Source organism: Streptomyces calvus (assembly GCF_006782915.1).
Classification (GTDB): Bacteria; Actinomycetota; Actinomycetes; order Streptomycetales; family Streptomycetaceae; genus Streptomyces; species Streptomyces calvus.
Genome location: NZ_VCNP01000043.1, coordinates 171,865 through 196,990 on the forward strand (window position 1 = coordinate 171,865; position 25,126 = coordinate 196,990).

At 72.2% G+C, this 25,126-nt stretch carries 25 protein-coding genes; 11 read left to right on the forward strand and 14 right to left on the reverse strand.

The window, feature by feature from the left end; all coding sequences use genetic code 11:
• Positions 1 to 52: 52 nt before the first annotated feature.
• From FGW31_RS19670 to FGW31_RS19695, 6 genes are all read right to left on the reverse strand, one after another.
• Complete coding sequence (locus FGW31_RS19670) at positions 53 to 988, reverse strand: MerR family transcriptional regulator (protein WP_142194754.1); 936 nt, start codon at positions 986 to 988, stop codon at positions 53 to 55.
• An 80-nt stretch (positions 989 to 1,068) separates the two neighbouring features.
• Complete coding sequence (locus tag FGW31_RS19675; protein WP_142194755.1) at positions 1,069 to 1,578, reverse strand: glutathione peroxidase; 510 nt, start codon at positions 1,576 to 1,578, stop codon at positions 1,069 to 1,071.
• 54 nt (positions 1,579 to 1,632) lie between these two features.
• Positions 1,633 to 2,385 (reverse strand): nucleotidyl transferase AbiEii/AbiGii toxin family protein, encoded by a 753-nt coding sequence (locus tag FGW31_RS19680; RefSeq protein WP_142194756.1) that lies wholly within the window; start codon positions 2,383 to 2,385, stop codon positions 1,633 to 1,635.
• Between the two features lie 27 nt (positions 2,386 to 2,412).
• Entirely contained in the window at positions 2,413 to 3,237 is an 825-nt protein-coding gene (locus FGW31_RS19685; RefSeq protein WP_142194757.1) for an SAM-dependent methyltransferase, read from the reverse strand.
• Positions 3,238 to 3,360: 123 nt separating this feature from the next.
• Entirely contained in the window at positions 3,361 to 4,752 is a 1,392-nt protein-coding gene (locus FGW31_RS19690; RefSeq protein WP_142194758.1) for an MFS transporter, read from the reverse strand.
• Positions 4,753 to 4,755: 3 nt separating this feature from the next.
• A complete protein-coding gene (locus FGW31_RS19695) occupies positions 4,756 to 5,766 on the reverse strand; it encodes an amidohydrolase family protein (protein ID WP_142194759.1) in 1,011 nt (336 codons plus the stop codon).
• Positions 5,767 to 6,018: 252 nt separating this feature from the next.
• On the opposite strand from FGW31_RS19695, the gene FGW31_RS19700 reads away from it, so the two are divergent.
• From FGW31_RS19700 to FGW31_RS19710, 3 genes are read left to right on the forward strand one after another with little or no spacing between them, the layout of a single operon-like run.
• A complete protein-coding gene (locus tag FGW31_RS19700; RefSeq protein WP_142194760.1) occupies positions 6,019 to 6,690 on the forward strand; it encodes a response regulator transcription factor in 672 nt (223 codons plus the stop codon).
• An 11-nt stretch (positions 6,691 to 6,701) separates the two neighbouring features.
• Positions 6,702 to 8,105 carry a sensor histidine kinase gene (locus tag FGW31_RS19705; RefSeq protein WP_142194761.1) on the forward strand — a complete coding sequence of 468 codons (1,404 nt, stop codon included), beginning with the start codon at positions 6,702 to 6,704 and terminating at the stop codon, positions 8,103 to 8,105.
• Positions 8,102 to 9,271 (forward strand): TAXI family TRAP transporter solute-binding subunit, encoded by a 1,170-nt coding sequence (locus FGW31_RS19710; protein WP_142194762.1) that lies wholly within the window; start codon positions 8,102 to 8,104, stop codon positions 9,269 to 9,271. Before FGW31_RS19705 ends, FGW31_RS19710 begins: the two co-directional genes overlap by 4 nt.
• A 27-nt stretch (positions 9,272 to 9,298) precedes the next feature.
• Here FGW31_RS19710 and FGW31_RS19715 read toward each other — a convergent pair whose 3' ends face one another.
• The gene (locus FGW31_RS19715) at positions 9,299 to 9,742 is read right to left on the reverse strand and encodes a RidA family protein (RefSeq protein ID WP_142194763.1); all 444 of its coding nucleotides are present in this window, start codon (positions 9,740 to 9,742) and stop codon (positions 9,299 to 9,301) included.
• Between the two features lie 120 nt (positions 9,743 to 9,862).
• On the opposite strand from FGW31_RS19715, the gene FGW31_RS19720 reads away from it, so the two are divergent.
• The 4 genes from FGW31_RS19720 to FGW31_RS19740 all read left to right on the forward strand — a co-directional run bounded on the left by FGW31_RS19720 (position 9,863) and on the right by FGW31_RS19740 (position 13,876).
• Entirely contained in the window at positions 9,863 to 10,363 is a 501-nt protein-coding gene (locus FGW31_RS19720; protein ID WP_142194764.1) for a MarR family winged helix-turn-helix transcriptional regulator, read from the forward strand.
• Positions 10,364 to 10,592: 229 nt separating this feature from the next.
• The gene (locus FGW31_RS19730) at positions 10,593 to 11,384 is read left to right on the forward strand and encodes a VCBS repeat-containing protein (protein WP_142194765.1); all 792 of its coding nucleotides are present in this window, start codon (positions 10,593 to 10,595) and stop codon (positions 11,382 to 11,384) included.
• 87 nt (positions 11,385 to 11,471) lie between these two features.
• Positions 11,472 to 12,503, forward strand: coding sequence for a hypothetical protein (locus FGW31_RS19735; protein WP_142194766.1), 1,032 nt, complete (start codon positions 11,472 to 11,474; stop codon positions 12,501 to 12,503).
• A 170-nt stretch (positions 12,504 to 12,673) separates the two neighbouring features.
• A complete protein-coding gene (locus FGW31_RS19740; RefSeq protein ID WP_142194767.1) occupies positions 12,674 to 13,876 on the forward strand; it encodes an HNH endonuclease signature motif containing protein in 1,203 nt (400 codons plus the stop codon).
• Positions 13,877 to 14,040: 164 nt separating this feature from the next.
• On the opposite strand, the gene FGW31_RS36240 is transcribed toward FGW31_RS19740, so the two are convergent.
• Positions 14,041 to 14,715 (reverse strand): helix-turn-helix domain-containing protein, encoded by a 675-nt coding sequence (locus FGW31_RS36240; protein ID WP_142194768.1) that lies wholly within the window; start codon positions 14,713 to 14,715, stop codon positions 14,041 to 14,043.
• Between the two features lie 184 nt (positions 14,716 to 14,899).
• Here FGW31_RS36240 and FGW31_RS19750 point away from each other — a divergent pair, with 184 nt between their 5' ends.
• Entirely contained in the window at positions 14,900 to 16,099 is a 1,200-nt protein-coding gene (locus tag FGW31_RS19750; RefSeq protein WP_142194769.1) for a cytochrome P450, read from the forward strand.
• The gene (locus FGW31_RS19755) at positions 16,096 to 16,320 is read left to right on the forward strand and encodes a ferredoxin (RefSeq protein WP_142194770.1); all 225 of its coding nucleotides are present in this window, start codon (positions 16,096 to 16,098) and stop codon (positions 16,318 to 16,320) included. The genes FGW31_RS19750 and FGW31_RS19755 overlap by 4 nt, the downstream gene beginning before the upstream one ends.
• 152 nt (positions 16,321 to 16,472) lie before the next feature.
• Here the strand turns inward: FGW31_RS19755 and FGW31_RS19760 are convergent, their stop codons facing one another.
• Positions 16,473 to 17,801 (reverse strand): hypothetical protein, encoded by a 1,329-nt coding sequence (locus tag FGW31_RS19760; protein WP_233288655.1) that lies wholly within the window; start codon positions 17,799 to 17,801, stop codon positions 16,473 to 16,475.
• A gap of 295 nt (positions 17,802 to 18,096) precedes the next feature.
• On the opposite strand from FGW31_RS19760, the gene FGW31_RS19765 reads away from it, so the two are divergent.
• Complete coding sequence (locus tag FGW31_RS19765) at positions 18,097 to 18,963, forward strand: AraC family transcriptional regulator (protein ID WP_142194988.1); 867 nt, start codon at positions 18,097 to 18,099, stop codon at positions 18,961 to 18,963.
• Between the two features lie 52 nt (positions 18,964 to 19,015).
• Positions 19,016 to 19,375, forward strand: coding sequence for a hypothetical protein (locus FGW31_RS19770; protein ID WP_142194771.1), 360 nt, complete (start codon positions 19,016 to 19,018; stop codon positions 19,373 to 19,375).
• 431 nt (positions 19,376 to 19,806) lie between these two features.
• On the opposite strand, the gene FGW31_RS19775 is transcribed toward FGW31_RS19770, so the two are convergent.
• The 5 genes from FGW31_RS19775 to FGW31_RS19795 all read right to left on the reverse strand — a co-directional run bounded on the left by FGW31_RS19775 (position 19,807) and on the right by FGW31_RS19795 (position 25,120).
• Positions 19,807 to 20,181 carry a MerR family transcriptional regulator gene (locus FGW31_RS19775; protein ID WP_142194772.1) on the reverse strand — a complete coding sequence of 125 codons (375 nt, stop codon included), beginning with the start codon at positions 20,179 to 20,181 and terminating at the stop codon, positions 19,807 to 19,809.
• A gap of 759 nt (positions 20,182 to 20,940) precedes the next feature.
• Positions 20,941 to 21,282, reverse strand: coding sequence for a CBS domain-containing protein (locus FGW31_RS19780; RefSeq protein WP_202432662.1), 342 nt, complete (start codon positions 21,280 to 21,282; stop codon positions 20,941 to 20,943).
• 137 nt (positions 21,283 to 21,419) lie between these two features.
• Positions 21,420 to 22,919 (reverse strand): DEAD/DEAH box helicase, encoded by a 1,500-nt coding sequence (locus FGW31_RS19785; RefSeq protein WP_142194773.1) that lies wholly within the window; start codon positions 22,917 to 22,919, stop codon positions 21,420 to 21,422.
• Positions 22,920 to 23,194: 275 nt separating this feature from the next.
• Positions 23,195 to 23,398 (reverse strand): cold-shock protein, encoded by a 204-nt coding sequence (locus FGW31_RS19790; RefSeq protein WP_004986771.1) that lies wholly within the window; start codon positions 23,396 to 23,398, stop codon positions 23,195 to 23,197.
• Between the two features lie 687 nt (positions 23,399 to 24,085).
• Complete coding sequence (locus tag FGW31_RS19795; RefSeq protein ID WP_233452526.1) at positions 24,086 to 25,120, reverse strand: Gfo/Idh/MocA family protein; 1,035 nt, start codon at positions 25,118 to 25,120, stop codon at positions 24,086 to 24,088.
• Positions 25,121 to 25,126: the final 6 nt, after the last annotated feature.

Sequence of the window (25,126 nt, forward strand, 5' to 3'; positions counted from 1 at the left end):
TCTCGACCAGTTCGCCGTCCTAGCCGAGAGGGTTCGGCCGTGGCCTCCCGGCTCAGTCCGCCGGGAGCGCCGCCGAAGAACCGGTCGGCAGCGCCGCGGAAGAACCGGTCGGCAGCGCCGCCGAGGAATCCGCCGGGAGTGCCACGGGGAAGGCCACGTCGCACACCGGGTCCTCCGGTCCCGCGGCCGACCAGTCCGCGAAGTACACCTCCCGGCACGGACCCACCGGCGTCAGGCCCTCGGCCGCCATCCACTGCTCCACCGCCTCGAACGCGGCCAGGATCTGCGGATGCGCCACCTGCGCCTTGGTGATCCGGGTGAAGGCCAGCCGCCGGGCCGGCTCCACCCGCACCGCCGTCTCGAAGACCCGGCCCCGCCGCCCGGCCCACGCCCGCGCCGCCGCCTCGTCGGCGACCGGCAGACACGCCTCCGCCGGACCGTCGCTCTCCATCGACACCTCCGCGCGGTAGGCGACGAACGGCGCCCCCGCCGCACCCCCGCACTCCGCTGCCGCCGCCTCCAGCCGACCCAGCGCGGCCCCGATCCACGTCGGCAACTCGTCCGCCAGCACGTGCCGCGACTCGGTGATCAGCACCTGCTCCGGCACGTCCACCGTCTCGACCACGAACTTCCCGTACATCTCGGAACTCCTCCCGGACAACCGGCCACGGAGGTACTCGGCGAGCGTGCGCCGCGCGGCGTGCCGGGACTCGACATCCGCCCAGTAGGCGGTGAGCCGTCCCGCCGCCACCGCGCCGTCGTCCGCGTCCACCACCTCGGCGATCCGGGCGAGCGGCATGTCCAGCTGCCGCAACAGCGCCACCAGACGCGCCCGTTCGACCTGCCCCGGCCGGTAGAACCGGTAACCGGTGGCCTTGTCGACCCGGGCCGGCGACAGCAGTCCCAGCCGGTCGTACAGCCGCAGCGCCTTCGCCGACAGACGCGCCCGCGCCGCGAACGCCCCGATGCCGATCAGTTCCTCGTCCACGCCGACATCCTCCGTCGCCGGGCGGACCGTCCGCCCGGCGACGAACACGCTCGGCCCTGCCCCAGGGGCAAGGTCAACGGTCAGCCGATCGCCTTCTCCACCGCCGCCACGACCTCCGCCGACTCCGGCTCGGTCTGCGGCGAGAAGCGGGCCACGACCGCTCCGTCCCGCCCGATCAGGAACTTCTCGAAGTTCCAGCGGACGTCCCCGCTGTGCCCCTCGGCGTCGGCGAAACCGACCAGCCGCTCGTACAGCGCGTGCCGGCCGTCCCCGTTGACCTCGACCTTCTCCGTCATCGGGAAGGTCACCCCGTACGTCGCCGAACAGAACTCGGCGATCTCCTCGGCGCTGCCCGGCTCCTGCCCGAGGAACTGGTTGCAGGGCACGCCGAGCACGGTGAAGCCCCGCTCCGCGTACCGCTCGTGCAGCCGCTCCAGGCCGGCGTACTGCGGGGTCAGCCCGCACTTGGAGGCCACGTTCACCACGAGCACGGCCCGGCCCGCGTACTGCGCCAGGTCGGCCGGACCGCCGTTCAGCGCGCCGATCCCGACATCGAGGGGAGAAGTGCCGTTGTTCTCAACAGTCGTCATGCTCCGAACCCTAGGCGGTGTCGCGCGGAACCCGCCGAGGGCACGGGGCCGCGCTCACCCCTCGTCAGGATCCGGCTCCGCCGGGGCCGGGGCCGAATCCTCCGGTTCCTCCGGTTCCTCCGGTTCCTCCGGGGCCTCGCCCTCCAGCAGTCGTTCCGCGATGTCGTCCGCCCACGCCTGCGCCCAGCGGCGCAGCTCCTCGACCGCCGGGGCGTCCAGCCCGTGCGCGCGGAACCCGGCGTCGTCCAGCCACTCGGTGCCCGACAGCCGGGACTGGAGCTCGGCGAGGTCGAAGGTGTCCGGGGCGTGCCGGCGCCCCAGCTCCTCCAGCTCCGCCGGGCTCCACCGGCGCGCGGCCGCGTGGACGTCGACGAGATCCTGCGGCAGTCCCCGGTCGGCCAGCGCCCGCACGGTCGTACCGACGAGATCCTCCAGGGACAGCGCCGGACCGGCGTCCGTCACCACCGGCGGACGCCACAGCACCTCCTTGCGCAGATCGACCCGGCACTCCGCGCCGGACGCGGGCTCACAGGCGACCAGCCGCGCGGACAACGGATCCGACATCACGCCCCGCACCGACCAGCCGCGCCCTTCGAGACCGGCCCGCACCGCCTCCGCGATCTCCGCCATGGCCGCCGGATGCTCGGTCGCCAGGTCCACGCCCCGGCTGAGCCGGGCGTCCACCAGCCGGTGCGCCCGCACGGCGTCGCCGCCGGCCAGCACGAGCGCGTACGGAGCACCCGCGGCGAGGGCGTCGCCCGACAGCCGCTCGTGCACGGCGTCCACGCCGACCGGAGGTGAGGTCATGCCCCGATTATCGCCCGCGTCCGCCGCTCAGGCCTTGCGTCCCACCCCGCAGAACGCGTCCACGGTCGCCTCGCCGTCCTCGGCCGCCGCTGCGTCCGGCCGCCACTCCGGCACCCGCACGACACCCGGCTCCACCAGCTCCAGCCCCTCGAAGAAGCCGGCGATCTCCTCGACGGGCCGCACGTGGTACGGCACCGCACCGCTCGCGTTGTACGCCTCGGACGCCGCGATCATGCCCGGGCTGGTGGCGGTGCTGTCGCTGATCACCAGGTAGCTGCCCGGGGCGAGCCCGGCCATCAGCCGGCGCACCAGGTCCCGCGCCTGCCCGTGGTCGGCGACGTGGCCGAGGGTGTTGAGGATCATCAGGGCCACCGGCCGGGACAGGTCGAGCGTCCGGGCGGCGGCCCGCAGCACGGACTCCGGCTCGTACAGGTCGGCGTCCAGGTACGCCGTCGCGCCCTCGGGCGTGCTGGTGAGCAGGGCCTGCGCGTGGGTGAGCACGATCGGGTCGTTGTCGACGTACACGATCCGCGCGTCCGGGGCGACGCGCTGCGCCACCTGGTGCGTGTTGTCGGCCGTCGGCAGCCCGGTGCCGATGTCGAGGAACTGCCGGATGCCCTGCTCACCGGCGAGATGACTGACCGCGCGGCCGAGGAAGCGCCGGCTGGTGAGCGCCACGTCGACGAGCCCGGGGAAGATCCCCTTGATCTCCTCGCCGATCTCCCGGTCGACGGGGTAGTGGTCCTTGCCGCCGACGAAGTAGTTCCAGAAGCGCGCCGAGTGCGGTGTGGTCGTATCGATACGGGCGCGTATCTCGAAACCGGAGCGGTCCTGGGCGATGTCCTCCGACACGGCTGAGCCTCCTGTGACTGTGCGGTACCAGTGCCCCCAACCTAGGCGAACCGGCCGTGCGACACACGGAGTTGAGGACGCCGGTCGGCCGGTGCCCGGCGCGGCGGCCGGGCACCGGCACGGTCACGGCGCGCCCGCGGCCTGCCGTTCCGTCGCGTGCGCCGCCGCCTGGGCCTGCCGGGTGCGGGGGCCGAACACGGCGAGGACGACGGCGCCGGCCAGCCACATGCCGGCGATGAAGAAGAAGACGCTGCGGTAGCCGCTGCTCTGGTAGAGCGCCGCGACGATCAGCGGTCCCGCCGCGTTCGACAGCCGGCCGAGCCCGTAGGAGATGCCGGTGCCCAGGGAGCGGCCGCGGGTGTCGAACAGCTCGGGGGAGTAGGCGTAGGCGAGGGCCGTGTAGCCGCGCTCGAACAGGTTGACCAGGAAACCGAAGACGATGATCAGGAGAGGGTTGAAGGTCAGCCCGTACAGCAGGCCGCACAGCGCGATGACCGTGCCGAAGGCGGCCAGGCTCCACTTGCGTTCGAAACGGTCGGTGACCAGGGAGGCGAGGTAGGAGCCGAGGGGCGCGCCGACCGTGGTCAGCGCCACGTAGAAGACGGACTTCTCGACGCTGAAGCCCTCCTTGGCGAGCAGGGTGGGCGCCCAGCTGGAGAACCCGAAGAAGCCGATGGTCTGCGTCACCCACAGCACCGTGAGCAGCAGCGTCGGATACAGGTACTTCTTCTGCAGCAGCAGCCGCAGCGGAGTGCGGGTCGACGGCGTCTCCTCGATGGGGGGCGCCGGCTCGGGCAGCGGGCCCTTCTCCGCGGCGACGCTCGCCTCGATCTCCCGCAGCACCGCGTCCGCCTTGCCGTGCTCGCCGCGGCTCTCGTACCAGCGCGGCGACTCCTTCAGCCGCCTGGTGAACAGCACCAGCAGGATGCCCAGCGAGCCCCACAGGTAGACCAGCCGCCACGACCAGTCGCTCAGCGGCACCACCGCGCTGGCGATGAGGTTGGTGGCCGGGGTGCCGCAGATGCCGATGACGATGGCGTACGCCTGGTACTTGCCGCGCACGGCGGCCGGATACATCTCGTTGACGTAGATGACCGCGACGACCGTCATCGCGGCCAGCCCGGCCGAGGTCAGCACGCGGAACACGCCGAGCGACACGATGTCCCAGGAGAACACCGACACGAACGAGAACGCGCCGAACCACACGGTGGTCAGCATCAGGGCCCGTTTGCGGCCCCAGCGGTCGGCGATCGCGCCGGCGCACACCGATCCGAAGAACATGCCGACGAACGACAGCGACGTCACGTAGGCGACCTGGTCGATCGTCACGCCCCACAGGCCGATCAGCTTGGGCGCGGTCGTCGCGAAGGTGTTGATGTCCGCGAACTCGAAGAAGTAGGCGAAGGAGACGGCCACCAGGGTGACCTTGTGGAACCGGCCGATCGGCAGCCGGTTCAGCCGGTTCAGCGCGTTGGAGTGCGCCGGGTGCGCGGAGTGCGCCGGTGACTGCTGCATGGGTCAGATCTCCTCGCCGGGCCAGTACAGGTTCATGGGGTTGTCGACCAGCAACTTGCGCTGCTGCTCGGCGGTGACCGCGACGTGCGGCACGTAGTCGACGAGCAGGCCGTCGTCGGGCATGTGGCCGGTGAGGTTGGGGTGCGGCCAGTCGGTGCCCCACAGCACCCGGTCGGGGAACTCCGCCACGACGCGGCGGCCGAACGGCACGACGTCGGCGTACGGGTGCCGCTCGCCGTCCAGCGCGGCGGGGCCGCTCACGCTGAGGCGTTCCGGGCAGGTCACCTTCACCCACACGTCGTGGTGCTCCACGAAGCGCAGGAACCGGCCGAACTCCGGCCCGTCCACCGGCCGGGTCACGTCCGGCCGACCCATGTGGTCCACCACCAGCGGCGTGGGCAGCGACCCGAAGAAGCCCTCCAGGTCCGGCAGGTCGGCGGCCTCGAAGTACAGCACGACGTGCCAGCCCAGCTCCGCGACCTTCTCCGCGATCACCCGCAGGTCGTCCCGGGGCGAGGCGTCCACCAGACGCCGTACGAAGTTGAACCGCACCCCGCGCACGCCCGCCGCGTGCAGCGCGCGCAGCTCGGCCTCGCCGACGTCCGGCCGTACCGTCGCGACGCCGCGCGCCCGGTCACCGGCCGCCCGTACGGCGTCGACCATGGCGGAGTTGTCCGCGCCGTGGCAGGTGGCCTGCACGATCACGGTGCGGGAGACGCCCAGGTGGTCGCGGAGCGCGAACAGCTGCTCCTTGCCGGCGTCGCAGGGCGTGTACTTCCGCTCCGGCGCGAAGGGGAACGCGGCCTGCGGGCCGAAGACGTGGCAGTGCGCGTCGACGGTGCCGGGCGGCAGCCGGAAGGCGGGCCGGGCCGGGTCCGGGTGCCAGTCCAGCCAGCCCGGCGTCGTGGGAGCGACGGGATGAGCGGCGGGCCGGGTGGTGGGCCGGGCAGGGGATGCTGCCGGGTGGGTGGCGGGCTGGGCAGCGGAAGACGCTGCCGGGTGAGCGGCGGCCATGAAGTCTCCTCGGGGGACCGGAACGGTGCGGGGTCCTCGACCGCTGCAGCCTGGCTCCGCCGCCACGGGCCCGGGAGACGGCCCGACGCGAAACTAACCTCGCCTTAACATTCCGGCGCCACCCCCTCCGGCCTGCGGCGAACGACCGTCCGCCGCCCGCCTGGCGGCCCGCCGCGGGTGGTCCGCACGTGGTCTACATTCGAAAGCCGGAGCGGTCGACGCCCGGGACGCGGGTGGAGGGAGGTGAGCGGGATGCAGATACTGCTGGCCGAGGACGACGACGGGGTGGCCGCCGCCCTCGTCGAGGTCCTCTACGACCACGGCCACGACACCCGGCGGGTCCGCAACGGCCGGGACGTGCTGACCTACCACCGCAGCGCCGACCTGCTCCTGCTCGACCTCGGCCTGCCCGACGTCGACGGCCTGGACGTGCTGCGCGGACTGCGCGCGGTCAGCGACGTGTCCGTGCTGATCCTCACGGCGCGCGGCGACGAGCGCTCCGTGGTGCGCGGGCTGCGGCTCGGCGCCGACGACTACCTGGTCAAGCCGGTACGGCTCACCGAACTCCTCGCCCGGATCGAGGCCGTCACCCGCCGCACCGCCGCCGCCCGGGACACCGCCCGCGCACCCGGCGCGCGCACCGTCCGCGTCGGCGACGTCGAGGTGGACCTCGGCGCCCGCCGGGTCCGGGTGGCCGGGGCGGAGGTCGAGCTGACCGCGAAGGAGTTCGACGTCCTCGCCGTCCTGGCCGGCCGCGCCGGAACGGCGGTCAGCCGCGAGCAGCTCCTGGACGAGGTGTGGGGCGACGCCCATCACGCCGTGTCCCGCTCCCTCGACGTCCACCTCACCCAGCTGCGCGCCAAGCTGCGGCGGCCGGGACTGCTGACCACCATCCGCGGTTTCGGCTACCGCCTCGGCGACTGAGGGGCGGGCACGTGCGCACCCGGGTCCAGGCCGTGCTGCTGGTGTTCGGGATCCTCACCGTCGCCGCGTTCGCCGTGCCGCTGCTGCTGTTCACCGCCTCCGACCGCACCCAGCAGCTCGTCCTCGCCCGCAGCTCCTCGCTGGACCGCTTCGCCTCCCTCATGGACCAGGCGGCGGCCACCGGCGACACCTCCGCGGTCACCGCCGAGGCCCGCCGCTACACCGAGCTGTACGGCGAACCGCTCGTCGTCACCGACCTCCGCCGCGTGCCCGTCGTCCAGACCGGCGGCATGCGGGCCTCCGACCCGGCCGTCGCCCGGCTGGTCGACGCGGCCCTGCGCAACCAGACCGCCCACCCCAAGGGGCCGCTGCGCCCCTGGTCCCGCGGGTATCGCGAGTTCGCCGAACCGGCCGGCACGGGCACCCGGGTCACCGGCGCCGTCGTCCTGCGGGCGTCGGTGGAGAACGCGGCGCGGGACATCACCCGGCGCTGGGCCGCCGTACTGGCCGGCACGGCACTGGTCGCCCTCGCCTGCACGGCCCTGGCGCGCGCCGCGACCCGCTGGGTGGTCAGCCCGCTGCGCCGCCTCGACCGCGCGGTGGGGCAGCTCGCGGCGGGACTGCCGCCGGAACAGACCGGCCCCGGCGGCCCGCCGGAGCTGCGGCAGCTGGCCACCGGCTTCAACCGGATGGCGAGCACCGTCACGGCGGCGCTGGAGCAGCAGCGCCGGCTGGTCGCCGACACCTCCCACCAGATGCGCAACCCGATGGCCGCGCTGCGGCTCCGCGTGGACGCCCTGCGCACCCAGCTGCCCGCCTCCGCCGACCGCACCTACAACGGCGTCACCGGCGAACTCGACCGGCTGGAGACCCTGCTCGACGACATGCTGGCCCTCGCCGCGGCGGAGCACCGGGCCGGCGAGCTGACGGTGACCGGCGGCGCGGACGCCCGGTGCGACGCGGCCGAGGTCGTCCGGGCGCAGCACCGCCGGTGGCAGCCGGTCGCCGACCGGGCCGGCGCCCGCCTCACCACGGGGACACCGGGCCCGGTCCCGGCCGCCTGCACGGAACGCGAACTCACCCAGATCACGGACATCCTCCTGGACAACGCGATCAAGTACGCGGGCCCCGGCGCCACGATCACCCTCGACTGCGCCACCGAGGGCACCCGCGCGGTGCTCACGGTGACGGACGACGGCCCCGGCCTCGGTACGGACGAACTCGCGCGTGCCACGACCCGGTTCTGGCGCTCGTCCCGCCAGACCGGCACGCCGGGAACGGGACTGGGCCTGGCCATCGCCGAACAGCTGCTGGCCGGCCGGGGCGGCCACCTGGAACTCCGGCCGGCCCACCCGCACGGCCTGCACGCCACAGCCGCCCTCCCGCGCCCCACCCCCACGGGCGGCACCCCATGACCCGCCCCACAGGCCCCGCTGCCGGTAGCCCGGGCCCCGTCGGTCACGGTGGTGTCGACCGCGATGCCGGGCGCGCCATCGACGGTGGTGTCGGCCGCGACGCCGACCGTGGTGTGGGCCGCGACGCCGACCGTGGTCTGGGCCGCGACGCCGACCGTGGTGTGGGCCGCGACGCCGACCGTGGTGTCGGCCGCCGTACGGTGCTGCGTGCGGCCGTCGGGGTCGGGGTGGTCGCCGGGCTCGGGGGCGTACTCGCCGGTGACGCCTCCCGGCAGGACCCCGGACCCAGCGGCGAGCTGCGCCTGGCGACCGGGGAGCCCACGGCGTTCTACGCGGCCTTCGGCCGGCTCTTCGCCGCCGAGATCGAACGCGCCCATCCCCGCCTGACCTGCCGTGTCCGCACCACCGCGGGCAGCATCGCCAACATCGAGCTGCTGCGCGACGGCCACGCCGACCTGGCGCTCGTCCTCACCGACACCGCCCGCGCCGCGCAGGGCACCGGCCTCTTCCCGCGCCCGGTGCCGCTGCGCGCGCTCGGCCGGCTCTACGAGACGTACCTCCAGTTCGCCGTCCGCGCGGACTCCCCGGTGCGCACCGTCGCCGACCTGGCCGGACGGAAGGTGTCGCTCGGGGCGGTCGGATCGGGTGCGGCGCTCCTCGGGGAGCGCCTCCTGAACGCCGCGGGCCTGACGCCCGGCACCGACGTCCCCGTACGCCATCTGCGGCTGGCGGACGCGGCCGCCGCCGTACGGGACGGATCCGTCGAGGGGCTGCTGGTGGCGGGCGGCGTACCGCTGCCCACCCTCACCGACCTCGACACGGATCCCGGCCTGCGGTTCCTGCCGCTGGCCGGCCTGCTGCCGCGGCTCGGGGGCCGCGACGGGCTGGCCGGCTCGGGGCTGGAGGAGGTGCCGTTCCCGCAGGGCGCCTACCGGGGCGCGGGCGGCGTCTCCACCATCGGTGTGTCCAATCTGCTGGTGTGCCGCCCCGGCCTGCCGTCCGCCGTCGTCGAGGCGCTGACCCGCCTGCTGGTCCTGCGCGCCACCGCCCTCGTGCCCGAGAACGCCGTCGGCGCCCAGTTCCTCGACGTGCGCAGCCTCATCGGCACGGGCAGCGTCCCACTGCACTCCGGCGCGGTGTCGGCGTACCGCGCACTGCACGGCTGAACCGGCCGGAGGCCCACCGGGCGGTGGTCAGCCGTCGTGACCGACCAGCGCGGTCACGCGGATCTCGACCCGCATCCCCGGCGCGCCCAGCGCCGACACCCCGACCTGGGTCCAGATCGGTGCGCGGTCGCCCATGCGGCGCCGGAACTGCTCGACCATGACCCGGTTGTGGTCGTCACCGATGCAGTCGTCGGCGCTCGGGATGTGGTACGAGTTCACGGCGACGACGTCGCGCCACGTGGCGCCGGCCGTGGCGAGGGTCCGCTCGACGTTGTCGAACGCCCGGACGATCTCGTCCTCCAGGCTCTCGGGGAAGCGGAACGCGTCGTCCCATCCGCCCTGCCCCGAGATCTCGACCCGGTCCCCGATGCGCACGGCCTGGCTGTAGCGCAGGTCCGCCAGCAGCGTGTCGCCGTAGCCGGGGGTGACGAAGAACTCGGGCCTGCTCGTGGTGGAAGTACCGCTGGTCATGGGCGTACGCCCCTCTCCTGGTTCCGTAACCGCACAGCGCTCCGTAACTTCAAGCGTGAAGTGAACCTAGCATGCTCTCGCTTCACGCGTGAAGTGAAAGCCGCTTGGTAGGGTGTGCCCATGACCAGCCCTTCGCCCGCCGACACCGGCGGCGGCGCCCCCGACGAGCCGCAGTGGCTCACCCCGGAGGAGAAGGAGGCCTGGACCGGACTGGCCTCACTGGTCCTGCTGCTTCCGGGCCGGCTGGAGGCGCCGCTGCAGCGCGCGGCCGGCCTGACGCTCTTCGAGTACCTGGCCCTCAGCCACATCTCGGAGACCCCGGAACGCCGCCTGCGGATGAGCGAACTGGCCTACCTCGCCAACGGCTCCCTCTCCCGGCTGTCCAACGTCGTCAAGCGGTTCGAGCAGCGCGGCTGGGTCGAGCGCCACCCCGACCCCGACGACGGCCGCTTCACGCTCGCCGCACTCACCGACGCCGGCTACGAGGTGGTCGTCGCCGCGGCACCCGTCCATGTGCGCGCCGTACGCCAACTGGTCCTCGACCCGCTGACCGCGGCGGACCAGCGGGCACTGGCCCGCATCGCCGCCAAACTGCGCACCCGCCCGGCGGACCTCGCCTAGGGCCTGTCGTTTGGATCATGTCGGTTTCGCGGGGCGTGGCACGCACATCTGCTGCGTTGTCGTCGGTTGTCGACGCTCCGCGTCGCCGCCCTCCTCCGCCTTGCAGCTGCACGCACCACGCCCCGCTCGGGTGGGCTGAGAAGCGCTGCGTCTCCCAGCCGACCTGATCCAAACGACAGACCCTAGGACGCGCCGCCGCGCGGGGCACGGCAAGGACCGACGACAGGGGATGGGAGAGATGGAAGGCCTGCCGGCGACGGAACGAGCCGGCCGCACACCGCCGAGGGGACGAACGCGACGCGTCCGCCCCTCCGTCGTGGTGGCCGTCCTCACGACCGCCGCACTGGTGGCGGGCTGCGGCGGCGACGGCCGCGGCGACCCGCCCCCACGCCCGTCAGCCGGCCCGTCGGTCACCACCTGCACGACACCCTCCGGCGGCCTCCGCGCCGACCTGGACGGCAACGGCTCGCCCGACCGCGTCTTCCCGCCCTCCCGAACCGGCGCCGACCTGGTCGTCACCTTCACCGGCGAGGACGGCCACGTCACCACGGCGCGCCCCCGCGACCTCGTCGGCGAACGCGGCGAGGACGCCGAGGACGTCCTGGCCGTCGTGGCCGACTTCGACCGGGACGGCTGGCAGGACCTCTTCATCGCCGCCACCGACGCGTTCAGCGGCGACGACCCCCTGACCTCGGCCGTCTCCGAACTCCGCCTCGGCCCGTTCTCCCCGCGCGGGCGCGGCCAGAGCGACCACCACGTCACGCTGACCGAGCCGCGCGCCCTGGCCGTCGCCGACTACGACCACGACCGCCACCCCGACCTCGCCGCCTACGGCCACCAGGGCGACGGCGTCTACGCGACCACGGCCCGCCTGGGCGGCCCGCACGGCCTCGACCGGCAAGCGGACGAGCGGAACAGGCGGTACCTGGAGGAAGCCGACCGAACCGACCGGCAGACCCCCGAGTCGATGCCGCAGGCCGACCCGGCGACGTTCAACCCTTCCTGCTCACAGGTAGATTGACGCCCCACCCCCCGAACCCCGACCCGGCCTCCCGCCCGGTCACGCATGCCCCTCCCCCCACCTGTCCCTCAAGGAGGAACCTCCCGCATGTCCCGCCCCACGCACCGGCTCCCCCACCTGCGCCGGCTGACCGTGCTCGCCCTCGGTGTCACCACCGCCGTCACCCTCACCGCCTGCGGTGGCGGCTCCGGCGCCGACACCGACGACGCCCCCGCCCGGAGCACGGACGCCGAACCGAAGGGCCTGCTCACCGAGCAGGCGGCCGAAAAGGTGGTCGACACCTACGAGCGGGTGAACAACCGCGCCAACGCCGAGCGGGACCAGAAGCTGCTCAGCACCGTCGAGGCCGGACAGGTCCACGAGCAGTCCAAGGCCGACTACAAGCAGTGGGAGGTCTGGTCGAAGGAGGACCAGAAGGAGTACGCGTCGTCCTTCACCTACGAGGACCGCGACTACCTCATCCCGGCCGCCGACAGCGGCGTCACCTGGTTCGCCGTCAAGACCCGCTCCAGCGCCTCCACCGAGGACGAGGCCGCGCTGATGGTCTTCGACAAGGTCGGCGGCACCTACAAGCTGACGATGGCCGTCTACGCCGACGAGTCCTCGATACCCGAGTTCGCCGTCGACCGGCACGGCCACGTCACCCCGGCCGACCCGTCGAAGAAGGTCGGCGCCCACGCCCCCGACGAACTCGGCGCCCTCTACGAGGACTTCTTCGAAACGGGCGGCAAGGCGAAGGCCGGGAAGACGTTCACGCCGACCGAGACCTCGAAGGACTCCATCGAGGTCCACGAGGAGGGCCCGGACGACGACATGGAGGCCTACGCGACCGAGAAGTACTTCGCCAAGGACCCCGCCCACCCGAAGGTGTACGCCCTGAAGCTCGCCGACGGCGGCACGCTCGCCCTCTTCCCGACCGCGCACACCAGCGAACTGATGCTCAAGCCCCGCTACATGAGCGGCTTCGACATCAATCCCAACGAGAAGGAAGCCCTCTACAACCCCTCCGAGCGGGACATCGTCACCGACGAGTTCCAGGGCCAGGCCCTCGCCGTCCTCGACCCCAGGGCCAAGCCCCGCGTCACCGCCATCGAATACCGCATGGTCGACTCCCGCTGACCCGAAGCTTCCGCACCGGCACGTCCGTCCGTCCGCTCCGCAGCCGCCGGAGCGGACGGACGGACCGCGGAGCCCTCGAGCAGTCCCGCGCCGCCAACAGCCCGCCCGGCCCTCCCCGTTGCCCCGTCAGCCTGGCCCCTCTGTCAGTCCCGTCGCTTAGGGTTTCCGGCATGGCGCTCAGTGACCTCACACGCGGCGAAGTCGAGCAGGCGATGGAAGAGTGCGACCGGCTGGGACGGGACGCCTTCCTCCAGCACTACGGTTTCCGCCGTGCCCGCCGCTACCTCCTGGTGCACCGGGGCAGTCACTACGACACCAAGGCGATCGTCGGTGCCGCACACGGCTTCCTGGCCGGACAACAGCCGCTTGCCGCAAGCGACTTCTCCGGCGGCGCCGAGCACGCCGCCGGACTGCTGCGCGGCCTAGGCTTCGACGTCGTGGACCAGCAGCCGACGGGCACCGTCACCCACGACGAGCTCGTCGACCGGATCACCCGTCTCACGGTGAACCGCTCCTCCGGCCGGCCCGCCCTGTACAAACCCATCACCCTGCTGTGGGCCATGGGCCGGGCCCTGCGCGGCGAGCCCCGGCTCCTCCCGTGGTCCGCCACGGAGGAAGCCCTCGCATCCCTCCTGCGGCAACACGGTCAGAGAGGCGAGCGCCCCCGCCCCGACTACCCCGTCGCCTCCCTGCACCGCGAAGGCTTCTGGGAGTTGCGGGACTGCGCGGACACCGCGCCCACCGCCCACGGCGACGCCGAGCTGCGCCGGTGGTTCACCGACCGGCAGCCCCTGGGCGGCCTGGCAGAGCCGGTGTACGACCTGCTCGGCCACTCCGCGGTGACCCGCCTCGCCGTCCTCGACGAACTCCTGAACACCTACTTCGACGACCTCGACCCCGCACCGCTCCTGGCCGCCGTCGGCCTGGACGACGCGGAAACCGCCGACCTGCCCGAACGCGGGCCGGAGCAGTGGCTCCTCACCGCCGCCGCATACGAACGCGGCTGCCGGCTCGTCGAGCAACGGGAGGAGAGGACACACGGCCGACGCGCCGCCCGCACCACGAACCCACCGATACGCTCGCGCGCCGCCCGGTACCTGGTCCTCAGCCGGAGCGAGGGACGCTGCGAGAACCCGCACTGCACGGGCCAGCCGGCCGACGTGACCGACCGCAACCACCCGATACTCGAGGTCGATCACGTGGTGGACCTCACGCGGGGCGGCCGCGACCACCCCAGCCAGATGGTCGCTCTTTGCCCGAACTGCCACGCCGTCAAGACCCGCGGCAGCACACGGGAATCCCTCCGCCGAACCCTCCAGGAAGTCGCGGCGGAACGCCACCGGTCCATGACCGACGCCGCCCGAATACGCTGACGGCCGGGCCGGCACACCAGACGCGAGCGGATGCCGTCGGCACTGCTGAACTCGCAGTCGCCGCAAGCGAGGTGGGTCCCGGCTCCTGCGAGCCGGGGCTCAGGGGCGGGGCGATCGGCGTGGCCGTTGTCGTCTCCGCCCACACCGCGGCCCCAGTGGAGCGGTCACGTCAGAAGGTGGCGCCAGCGGTTGGCTGACTCGAGCATGTCCAGGGTCACGCGTTCCAGGAACGCGCCGGCCCTGGCCATGCGTTGTCCCGCGGGGTCGTCGAGTCCGACGGTGTCCGCGCCTGCCAGGGCGGCGCGCGCCGATTCGAGTGTCTGCCGTGCGCTGATCACGACCGAGCGGTACCAGGCGTCGTCGTCGACCACGTAGATGTCGCGGCGCCGCTGCGGGTCGCGCTCGCGCCGGACGAAGCCCTGGTCGACCAGGAAGTTCACGGCCACGGAGACGGAGGCCGGGCTGACCTTCAGTCTGCGGGTCAGTTCGGCGGCGGTGCGTCTGCCGTTCTCCGACAGCAACAGGTCGACGTGCACCCGCGCCGTCATCCTCGGCATGCCCGATCTGACCGCCAGTTCGATCATCTCCTCTGCCACCCCGCCTTCCGGCTCTCCGTCCGCGCGCGGTGGTGCCGGGGTGCCGCGCCGGGCCCGTTGTGCCGTCGCCTGGTGTGCCTGGTGGGCCCGGTAGCCGGCGGGGCCGCCGTTGCGGCCGACCTCCCGGCTGATGGTGGAGGTCGGCCGGTCGAGCCGCCTGGCGATCTCCGCGTAGGAGAGGCCGTCGGCGAGGCCGACCGCGATCCGCTGACGCTCCTGCTGGCTCAACCGTCCTCCTGGCATGCCGCCAGTATTGCCTTCACAGTCAGTCATTGCAATGCGTCGTTGCATTCGACGGCAGCGTCATTACATCAATTATGGTGCTGTGAGCTGCGGTTATGTGGTTTTGTTGATTGCCGGGGTGCTGAATGCAACGTAGCTTTCGAGGTGCGTAAAACACATTGTGGTCGCGAGACGAGGAATGGTCATGGGTGAATCCCTGCACACCGTCACGATGTTGCCGACGACGCGCCGACCCGGCTGTCCCTTCGATCCGCCGGAGGAGTTGCTCGAGGCCCGTCGGCACGGGCCCATCAGCCGCCTGATCCATCCCGGCGGGATGCCCGGCTGGCTGATCACCGGCTACGACCTGGTCCGGTCCGTGCTGGCCGACTCACGGTTCAGTGCGCGCAAGGAACTCTTGAACGTGGTCGACTACCAGCTTCCTCCGGCGCCGCCCGGCGAGTTCCTGCTCATGGACGAGCCGCAGCACGGGCGCTACCGCAAGCCGCTGGTGGGCAGGTTCACCGTGCGGCGGATGCGCCTGCTCACCGAGCGCGTGGAGCGGGTCACCGCCGAGTGCCTGGACGCCATGGAGGAGGCCGGGCCGCCGGCGGACCTCGTGACAGCGTTCGCCAAGCCGATCCCCGCCGTCATCATCTGCGAGCTGCTGGGGGTGCCGTACGCGGACCGGGGTTCGTTCCAGGAGCAGATCGACACGTTCATGGGCGGGGAGTCGAATGAGGAGGAGCTGATAGCGGCGTACACCGCGACCCAGGACTACCTCGCGGAGCTGGTGGCCGCCAAGCGCGCGCACCCCACCGACGACGTGCTCAGCGAACTCACCGACAGTGATCTGACCGACGAGGAACTGAAGGGCGTCGCCCTCGTCCTGCTCGCGGGCGGAATCGACACCACCGCGAACATGCTGTCCCTCGGCACCTTCGCCCTGCTGCAGAACCCGTCCCAACTCGCCGCCCTGCGCGCCGATCCCGCGCTCGCCGACCGGACCGTGGAGGAACTGCTGCGGTATCTGAGCGTCGCCAAGTCGTTCATGCGGACGGCGCTGGAGGACGTCGAGGTGGGCGGGCAGATCATCGAGGCCGGCACGACGGTCGTCCTGTCGTACCACACCGCCAACCACGACCCCGGGCGTTTCGCCGACCCCCACGTCCTCGACGTCCGGCGGCAGAGCGTCGGGCACCTGGCCTTCGGCCACGGCATCCACCAGTGCCTGGGCCAGCAACTGGCGCGCGTCGAGCTGCGGGTGGCGCTGCCCGCGCTGTTCCGGCGCTTCCCCACGCTGCGTCTGGCCGTACCGGCGGAGGAGGTCGACCTGCGTCCGGAGACCGCCGACATCTACGGGGTGCGGAGCCTCCCGGTCGCGTGGGACCGGGAGCGGTCATGACGGCGTTCCGCCCGCGCATCGACCGTGAACGCTGCATCGGCGCCGGAATGTGCGCCCTGACCGCGCCGGACGTCTTCGACCAGGACCCCGACGACGGTCGTGTCGTCCTCCTGGACGCCGAACCGTCCGCGGCCCACCGCACCGCCACCCGGCTCGCCGCCGGCGCCTGCCCCTCGGGCGCCATCACGCTCGACGGCCCCGAGGGCAACAAGGACTCCTGACGGCCGTGGCGTGGGCGCGGGCCCGGGGCGGGCCGCGGTGCCCACACCAGCGGCGGGAGTGTCAGGCACCGCACCCGTCTCGCGGCCGTCCCGCACCCGTCCCGCGGCCGTCCCGCACCCGTCCCGTGGCCGTTCCCGGGCCGGGGCCGGCGTCAGCGGCTCGGCTTCACCGCCTGCGAGGTCGCCGCGCGGAACGAGTCCGTCGCCTCGAAGTGCGCACGGAAGTAGCCGCGTTCCGCGTCCGGAATGTCGGCCGAGAAGGCGTGGCCGCTGCCGGACCAGGTGGCCTCCGTGGTGAGGAGGTCCGTCCAGGAGTCGCCGTCGCGCGAGTACTGGATGTGCACCGGGATGGTGGCGGGCGTCCAGCCGTCGGGGAAGTCCATCGCGCCCTCGACGTGCACGCCGCGGTCCTGCGTACGGGTGGCCGTGAACGACGTGAAGACCGAGGCACGCAGCACGGTGATCCGCGCACTGTTCGCGGACGCGGGGGCGATGAACGGGTCGTCGCTGTGCGAGGCGACCCGGAAGCTGCCGGTCTCCCACGGGGCGTGGTTGAAGGCGACCGTGCCGTCCGCACCCGTCGTGAAGTAGCCGACGGTGGCGGACTGACCGCCGGATGCGGGCTCGAAGAGCACGCCACCGCTCTGCCCCTCGAAGGGCACCCAGCCCTGCGGGGTCTCGCGCTCCAGCGTCGCCGTGAAGGCGACCTCCTGTCCGAAGTCGATCGTGCGGGCCTCCGCCGGGGCCTTGACGGTCCAGCGCGTGGCCACCTGCCGTACGCCGATCCGCGTCGGCGTGGACTCGCCGTACAGGACGTAGGGGTGCTGCGAGGAGTGCCGGTAGACGGCCTGGACGGGCACGGCGTCGTTCACGGTGACCGTGCCGGAGAAGCGTCCGTCGGCGTCGGTGCGGACGGTGCTCTCCGTCCAGAAGTCCACATCGATGTCCACCGGGTGGTCCGCGAGGGGCTTCAGCTCCCGCGTCCCCGGCCACCGTCCCTTCAGCACGCCCTCGACGCCCACCTGGCGGTCGTCGATCGTGACTTCCGCGCGGTCGGTGCGCACGTCCTCGAACACCGCGGCCACGTAGTACGCGAGGGTGCCCGCGGAGTTGTCGGTGGTGCGGTCGCCGTCGGCGTCCGTGGCCTCGATGCGGACGGTGTAGCTGCCCAGGTCGGGCAGGTTCAGCGGCTGTTCGGTGTGCCAGACGCCGTCCTCCGGCGTGCCGGAGACCAGCGTGAACGCGTCGGTCTCCACGACGGCCACTTCCTGCTGTGTGGCGGCGGAGACGATATGCGCCCTGATCCCGGTGACGGCACTGTCGGAGCCGATGCCCACGGCCAGTGTGCCGAGGTCGTCCGAGACGCTGCTCGCCCACCGCACGTCGGGCGCCTGCCCTTCCACGGCGTTCGCCGCGGGTGCGCCGCTCCACAACAGCCCGACGGCGCCTACGGCGGCCAGGGCCGCCCGTGTTCTGACCATCACATACCCCCCAGGGACGGGTCGAAGGACCACGCCGTGCCCCCCACCGCAGGTCTGCGGCACGCACCGGCGATCGAACGCCCTTTCTACCGCATGACCATGCCATCCGGCTTCCGAGTTGTCCGCGCCGGGCCGGCCGCAGGTACGCGGGGCGAGCCGGGCGCGCGGGCGCCGAGTCCGTTCACCCGGATCCCGGGCGCGGCCCGGGTGCACGACCCGATCGGGCACAGGATGTCGGGTCGGCAGGGGTGTCCGCCTCCTAGCGTGGTGATCGCAGATGAGGAAGGAGACCGGAGTGCTGGAGCGACTCAACCAGGCCCTGGAGTACATCGAGGACCGTCTCGACCAGCAGGTCGACGTGACCGAGCTGGCGCGCATCGCAGCCACCTCGGAGTACCACCTGCGCCGGATGTTCTCCGCGCTCGCGGGCATGCCGCTGTCGGAGTACGTGCGCCGGCGTCGGCTCACCGTCGCCGGCGCCGAGGTGCTCGCCGGGCAGGTGCCCCTGCTGGAGATCGCGGTGCGTTACGGCTACGGCTCGGGCGAGGCGTTCGCCCGGGCGTTCCGCGCCGTGCACGGCATCGGGCCGGGTGAGGCCCGGCGCACCGGTGCCGCGCTCGTGTCCCAGCCCCGGTTGGCCTTCCGCCTCACCGTCGAAGGGAACAGCAGCATGCGATACCGCATCGTGGACAGGCCGGAGTTCAACGTCGTCGGGCTCAAGGCCAGGGTGCCGCTGGTGCACAGCGGACCGAACCAGGCGATCATCGACTTCGTCCGCGGGATCGACCCGCGGACGCTGGAGCGCCTGGAGGAACTGTCGGACCAGGAGCCGCAGGGCATCGTCGCCGTCTGCGACGACCTGGACCCGAGCCGCGCCGAGGGAACGGAGCTCGACTACCACCACGGAGTGATCACGTCGGCGGCCGCGCCCGAGGGCACCACGGCGCTGCCCGTCCCGGCCGGCACCTGGGCGGTCTTCACCACGTCCGGGCCGGCGCCGCAGGCGATCCAGGAGCTGTGGCGGGACGTGTTCACCCAGTGGTTCCCGTCCAACCCGTACCGCAGCCGTCCCGGCCCCGAGATCCTGCGCACCCGCCTGTCCCCGGACGGCACCGAGGCCGACGCCGAACTGTGGCTGCCGGTGGAGCGGGACGGGAGCTAGAACTCGGACCGACCGGCCCGCGCGGACGGGCCGGTGCATAGAATTCGCTCTCATGCCGAAGCCTGACGAGCTGATCGTTGACATCGCCGCCCGTGTGGAGTCCGGGCAGAGCACTCAGATGTCGTTGACCGTGGTCACCGGCGGTGCCGTCATCACCGGTCGCCTGGCGCCCGAAGCCGTGTGGCGGAAGAGGGTGTCGGAGGTTCTGACGGATTCCGCCCACCTGGGCGAGTTCTCCACGGTCTTCGACAGTCCCGCGAAGAAGGACGGGCTGCCCACGCACCTGCACTTCCACGTCGCCCGGATTCTGCAGGGCACGGTGGGGATCCCGGAGACGGGCGGGATGTACCGGGTGGCGATCGAGGACGTCAGTGCCTGGACCGTCGGTGATTTCAGCTACTCCGACCACTGACCCACTGGCACCCCACTGCCCCGATCACACCTCCTGATCCACTGACCCACTGACCCACTGACCCGTTGACCCACTGACCCGCTGACCCGCTGACCCGTTGACCCGCTGCCGCGCCGGGAACGGCGCGGCAGTACGCGGTGAGGGCACGGCCGGTTCGCGACGGTTGGGCCCTCACTGCTTCGTTCGGTCCGTGACCGGCCGGCCGGTCGGGTGGACGGACAGGGGAGAGTGCCCCGTCGCCGAAGCCCGCCGGAACGGGCCTCTCCGCGTGCGGCGGTCGCTGCGGCTGTCGCTGCGATGCGGATGCGGATGTGGCTGGGGCCTCGGCCTCGGCCCGGGGAGGGCACCGTCCGCCGTGCTCCGTGCTCCGTGCGCCGTCCGCCTCCCGCCGTCGTACGGGTGCGAGCAGCCGACGTGTCCGTGCCACGCCGTCAGCTCGGAGCGGCGCCGGCACCGGGACCGGGACCGGGACCGGGGCCGCCGGACGGTTCGTTCGCGGCGCGGCGGTACTCGGCGTTGATGCGCTGTGCCTCCTCGAGCTGGTCCTCGAGGATGACGATGCGGCAGGCAGCCTCGATCGGCGTTCCCCGGTCGACGAGCTCGCGGGCGCGCGCGGCGATCCGCAGTTGGTAGCGCGAGTACCGGCGATGTCCGCCTTCCGAGCGCAGCGGAGTGATGAGACGGGCGTCACCGATGGCCCGGAGGAAGGCCGGGGTGGTGCCGAGCATCTCGGCGGCCCGGCCCATGGTGTACGCGGGGTAGTCGTCGTCGTTCAGACGATCGCTGAGCGGAGTATCTGCTGCCATGTCACCTCGTTGTGCAACGCGTCGAGGGGCCCTGGTGCCGTACGGCACCAGGGCCCCGAAGGAAATGAAACACCATCTGTCGGCCCTAATGCTCTGCCGACCTTCTGTTTCCGCTCCCTGCCCGGCGACGGGAGGGACGCGGGGATCGCGGCTGCGTGACCGGGGACCACCATCCATTCCGGGGTCTTGCGGTACCCGGACCGGGGTTTTTCCGGACCGGGCGATCCTGATGGCGTCTGCTCCTCCGATCTTCCTCTGTTCTTCCAACCACTGGGTGAAGGGGTACTGCGGTACTGCGTCGGTGTTGCTCTTGGCAGCCCCTCGACCTGCGGGCCGCCCAGTGCGGCTCCCAGCCCCGTCGCCGTTGCTGTGAACACTGTGGCTTCGGAACTCCAGAGCTGCACTGACCTGCGAACTTCGGGTACCACTACCCGGCAGTTCGTGTCTGCCGGGTCTCACTTGACCGTGTCAACGAGAAGAAGGTTAACCATGCCAGGAGGCAATGTCTACTCTCACAAGAGTAGATTTTCGCGCTCACCTACCGCAGGTAGCTTGCGGCATGCGGTGACGGGGAGAGCGGCGGTACGACGACCGAAGGCCGGCACCGCAACCGTGCGGGCGGCACAACGACGGCGCGGGCGGCACAACGACGGTGAGGGCGGCACCGCAACGGTGCGGGTGGCACAACGACGGTGAGGGCCCTGCCGACGCGCGTCGGCAGGGCCCTCACCAGTCTTTTCGGCGGTTCTCCGCCCGTTCTCACACCTCCGCGAAGGCGGTCTCCCCGAGCAGCGCCGACGCGGTCCGCGGCGCCGTGCGAACGGTCACCGGCGCGCTGTCGGGGACGTCCCGCAGCCGGATCCGGTCCGTGTAGGCGGGGCTGTCGCGGAGAACGGCGAGCCGGGCCAGGGTGATCAGGCCCGTGCCCTGGTCGTCCCCGTCGCACAGGACGAGGTGATCGACGCGGGCGCCGGCCATGAGGGACAGCGCCACCTCGACCGTCATGTCGTCACGGACCCGAGGTCCGGGCGTGCCCGTGGCGTCGGCCACGGTCGTGGGGGAGCGATCCGCTCCGTGGTGCTGCGGCTGGGCCGACGTCATGGGTGCCTCCTGCGGCGGGGACGAGTGGGTGATCACGGCGGTGCCGGGGCCTGCCGTTCGGATCATCACGGGGTCGCGGGGTCCGGGTCGGTCGAAAGCACCGCACCGCGCAGCCGGGCTGGTCCGAACGACGGACCCTAGGCGGCCGGGCGGAAGCGGCGCCGCGACGGTGCGCTGCGGCCCGCCGTTTCACCGGCCGGCCGGCCCTGTCCGGCGTAGCTGCCCCTGCGGCCCCGACGGCCACGGGACGGGGAGGACGCGCCGCGCGGACGTTCCACGTCCGCCGCGGCGATGACGACCGGCACACCGGAAGGGGCCTGGGCCCCCGTGATGCGGCTCAGCTCCGCCTCGCCCGACCGCACCTGGGCGATCCGCGGGGTGATGCCCGCCGAAGCCATCAGCCGGCTCATGCCGCGACGCTGGTCGGGGGTCACCAGGGTGACGACGCTGCCGGACTCGCCGGCGCGGGCCGTACGACCGCCGCGGTGCAGGTAGTCCTTGTGGTCGGTGGGCGGATCGACGTTGACGACCAGGTCGAGGTTGTCGACGTGGATGCCGCGCGCCGCGACGTTGGTCGCCACCAGTGCCGTCACCTGGCCCTTCTTGAACTGGGCCAGGGTCCGGGTGCGCTGCGGCTGGGACTTGCCGCCGTGCAGGGCCGCGGCGCGGACGCCGTTGCTCAGCAGGTGCTTGGTCAGCCGGTCCACGGCGTGCTTGGTGTCCAGGAACATGATCACCCGGCCGTCCCGTGCCGCGATCTCGGTGGTCGTCCGGTGCTTGTCGGCGTCGTGCACGTGGAGCACGTGGTGCTCCATCGTGGTGACCGCGCCGGCGGAGGGATCGACCGAGTGGACGACGGGATCGTGCAGGTAGGTGCGCACCAGCCGGTCGACGTTGCGGTCCAGGGTGGCGGAGAAGAGCAGCCGCTGCCCGTCGGGACGCACCTGGTCGAGCAGGGCGGTGACCTGGGGCATGAAGCCCATGTCCGCCATCTGGTCGGCCTCGTCGAGGACCGTGACGGCGATGTCGTCGAGCCGGCAGTCGCCCCGGTCGATGAGGTCCTTCAGACGCCCGGGCGTGGCGACGACCACCTCGGCCCCGGTACGCAGCTGACCGGCCTGCCTGCCGATGGACATGCCGCCGACGACGGTGGCCAGCCGCAGACTCACGGAGCGGGCGTACGGGGTGAGCGCGTCGGTGACCTGCTGGGCGAGCTCACGGGTGGGGACGAGCACGAGGGCCAGCGGTCGCCGGGGCTCGGCGCGTCGTCCCGCGGTGCGGTCCAGTACGGCGAGACCGAAGGCGAGCGTCTTGCCGGAGCCGGTGCGGCCGCGGCCCAGCACGTCACGGCCGGCCAGGGAGTTCGGCAGGGTCGCCGCCTGGATCGGGAACGGCACGGTCACGCCTTCGCGGCCGAGCGTGGCCAGCAGCTCCGCGGACATGGCGAGATCGGCGAACGACGCCACGGGGGCCAGCGCCGGCGTGATCGTCTTCGGCAGAGCGAAATCGCCCTGGACGGCCCGTCCGGCCGGTCGATTCCCGTAGCGCCGGGAACGGCGGGGACCACTGGAACGGCTGCCGCCGGTTCCACCTGCGGAACGGTCATGGGTATGGGGAGTGCGGGCACGCTGTGGCATGCGGAACCTTCCTTGATGAGGCACGTGGCAAGGAATTCCCGCAGCAGAGGAGCGGCGCAGAGAATCTCGATACGAGCCGGATTCGATGAGGCGAGTCGGACCGACGGCGGTGTTTCGCCGCGTCGGTGAGATGGCGGAGCCTTTTTGTCGCGCGCCCCGAAAAGCAGCGAGCTGGGGCCCGCACTTCAGAGGTGCGGGCCCCAGCTGCGACGTGTGCGTCAGCGCCGTGGTGTCAGCGCTGCGGTGTCAGCGCCGATGGTGTCAGCGCCGTGGCGTCAGGCAGGAACGATGTTCTCGGCCGTCGGGCCCTTCTGGCCCTGCGCGATGTCGAAGGACACCTTCTGGCCTTCCAGCAGCTCGCGGAAGCCCTGGGCGGCGATGTTCGAGTAGTGGGCGAAGACGTCGGCGCCGCCGCCGTCCTGCTCGATGAAGCCGAAGCCCTTTTCCGCGTTGAACCACTTCACGGTACCAGTAGCCATGTCATTTCTCCTTCGGAGACGGTGTCAGGAATTCACCCTGTGTGAATTCCGTGTCGCCGTGATGATTACCCCGTCGGAAATGAACCTTCTGGCAACCACACCTGCAACTGAGATCGACAGTAGCACGGTGCGACCGGCCCTGCTCGGCCCAGAATTCCGAGCCGGTCGACGGTCCAGGAATACTGGCCGTGCCCGGCGTCTAATTCTCATGTCGCGGAAACAGATATTGCCCTCCGCGGATCCGGATTTTCCTGTCGTGCACTTCCGTCCGCGGCTCTGTGACCTCCACCGAAGGGCGTCGCGCGGCTGTCGTGGCCGTCGGCGGACGCCGCACCACCGAAGACCGCAAAACGCCCTTGCGGCGATGAAGGTCACATCCCCGTTCCCGTCGTCCCCTCCCCGTCCGCTCGCCCACCCCCGTCGCACGCGCCCGGAGGTGCGCCGCGTCTCGCAAGTGCCCGTCATCAGCTATCGGCACTGCGGGCGGGCGGCGGTCCTGGGAAGCGCACCTGTCGCCCACCCTGTCGCCCACCCCGCCCCTCCGCTCCCGCCCCTACCAACGGGTGCCCGGCCACCGCCGGTACTCCTTGTGGGAGTCGGAGAAGAGGACCCGAGCTGGTACGGACTGCCTCACCCGGCCGAGGCCCTCGCCTCTCGTCCCGCCGGTGGATCTGCCCGGACCGTGGTTCATCGTGGACCGGTCGTCATCACGGGTACGGGGACCGGGCGGAAACCGTTGGCCAGTGACTCCGCGCCGGCCACACCGACCAGCGACGCGGCCACGGCGGGCCGCACCGGTACCAGCGGCGGCTCTCCGTGTTCCATCGTGGCCCGGAAAGCGCGCAGTACTCGTACGGTGCCTTCAACCCTGCGTGCCACAGGTTCCCCGGCGAGGGTGAGGGTCGGAGGGGTGCGTTCCTCCTCGCGGGCGTGGCCCTCCGGCGTCGCCCAGCCCTCCGTTCTGACACGGACCGACCAGGCCCGTTCGCCGGCTGCTCGGACGGACTCGGCCAACGCCTTGGTGCCACGTACGGAGATCCAGCTCCAGTGGCTGTCGGGCTCGCCCTGGAGGAACCCGTGCCGAGTGAGGGCCAGCGCTCCGGTGGACAGCCGTACCGCCATGACGACCGCGGCGCGCGGGTCCGCCTCGTCCACCGGGAACGCCGACACCTCGACCGGCCAGGCGTCCGTGAGGGCCAGCACCGGTGAGAGGGTGTGCGTGCAGTACGCCGTGGGAGCGATACGCCCGCGCCAGTGCGCCGGATCACCGATCAGGCCCGCGACCTCGGCCGGGGACATGCCGTGCAGGTAGTCCGCTTCGATCAGGCTGATCCGGCCCAGCTCTCCGGCCTCGATCGCCTGCCGGATGAGACGGACGTGTGGATGGGCCACGTAGTTCTCGGCGAAGGAATAGGTCGCGGACGACCTGTCCGCCGCCGTGATGAGCCGTTCTCCTTCCGCAGCGTCCACGCACGCCGCCGACTCGGACAGCACATGCACCCCACGGTCCAGGAACGCGATGGCCAACGGCGCGTGCTCGTCGAAATCGTTGGCCAGGACGACCCCGTCCAGACGGTGCTCCAGCAGCTCCTCCCACCGCTCCACCAGCACCGCGCCGGACAACTGCGCCCGCGCCACGGCACGGCGTTCGGGGTCGCGGTCACATGCCGCCACGACCTCCATGCCCACCTTGCGGCACCAGTCCGCCAGGTGAAGCCCCATCCTGAG

Bases quoted from the DNA above. Each gene is read 5' to 3' on its own strand.
- FGW31_RS19710 (WP_142194762.1), top strand. From the start codon at position 8,102: ATGACCCGCCCCACAGGCCCCGCTGCCGGTAGCCCGGGCCCCGTCGGT.
- FGW31_RS19700 (WP_142194760.1), top strand. From the start codon at position 6,019: ATGCAGATACTGCTGGCCGAGGACGACGACGGGGTGGCCGCCGCCCTC.
- FGW31_RS19775 (WP_142194772.1), bottom strand. From the start codon at position 20,181: ATGGCAGCAGATACTCCGCTCAGCGATCGTCTGAACGACGACGACTAC.
- FGW31_RS19795 (WP_233452526.1), bottom strand. From the start codon at position 25,120: ATGGGGCTTCACCTGGCGGACTGGTGCCGCAAGGTGGGCATGGAGGTC.
- FGW31_RS19675 (WP_142194755.1), bottom strand. From the start codon at position 1,578: ATGACGACTGTTGAGAACAACGGCACTTCTCCCCTCGATGTCGGGATC.
- FGW31_RS19735 (WP_142194766.1), top strand. From the start codon at position 11,472: ATGTCCCGCCCCACGCACCGGCTCCCCCACCTGCGCCGGCTGACCGTG.
- FGW31_RS19690 (WP_142194758.1), bottom strand. From the start codon at position 4,752: ATGCAGCAGTCACCGGCGCACTCCGCGCACCCGGCGCACTCCAACGCG.
- FGW31_RS19755 (WP_142194770.1), top strand. From the start codon at position 16,096: ATGACGGCGTTCCGCCCGCGCATCGACCGTGAACGCTGCATCGGCGCC.
- FGW31_RS19680 (WP_142194756.1), bottom strand. From the start codon at position 2,385: ATGACCTCACCTCCGGTCGGCGTGGACGCCGTGCACGAGCGGCTGTCG.
- FGW31_RS19785 (WP_142194773.1), bottom strand. From the start codon at position 22,919: ATGCCACAGCGTGCCCGCACTCCCCATACCCATGACCGTTCCGCAGGT.
- FGW31_RS19790 (WP_004986771.1), bottom strand. From the start codon at position 23,398: ATGGCTACTGGTACCGTGAAGTGGTTCAACGCGGAAAAGGGCTTCGGC.
- FGW31_RS19760 (WP_233288655.1), bottom strand. From the start codon at position 17,801: ATGGTCAGAACACGGGCGGCCCTGGCCGCCGTAGGCGCCGTCGGGCTG.
- FGW31_RS19750 (WP_142194769.1), top strand. From the start codon at position 14,900: ATGGGTGAATCCCTGCACACCGTCACGATGTTGCCGACGACGCGCCGA.
- FGW31_RS19720 (WP_142194764.1), top strand. From the start codon at position 9,863: ATGACCAGCCCTTCGCCCGCCGACACCGGCGGCGGCGCCCCCGACGAG.
- FGW31_RS19780 (WP_202432662.1), bottom strand. From the start codon at position 21,282: ATGACGTCGGCCCAGCCGCAGCACCACGGAGCGGATCGCTCCCCCACG.
- FGW31_RS19770 (WP_142194771.1), top strand. From the start codon at position 19,016: ATGCCGAAGCCTGACGAGCTGATCGTTGACATCGCCGCCCGTGTGGAG.
- FGW31_RS36240 (WP_142194768.1), bottom strand. From the start codon at position 14,715: ATGCCAGGAGGACGGTTGAGCCAGCAGGAGCGTCAGCGGATCGCGGTC.
- FGW31_RS19740 (WP_142194767.1), top strand. From the start codon at position 12,674: ATGGCGCTCAGTGACCTCACACGCGGCGAAGTCGAGCAGGCGATGGAA.
- FGW31_RS19715 (WP_142194763.1), bottom strand. From the start codon at position 9,742: ATGACCAGCGGTACTTCCACCACGAGCAGGCCCGAGTTCTTCGTCACC.
- FGW31_RS19695 (WP_142194759.1), bottom strand. From the start codon at position 5,766: ATGGCCGCCGCTCACCCGGCAGCGTCTTCCGCTGCCCAGCCCGCCACC.
- FGW31_RS19730 (WP_142194765.1), top strand. From the start codon at position 10,593: ATGGGAGAGATGGAAGGCCTGCCGGCGACGGAACGAGCCGGCCGCACA.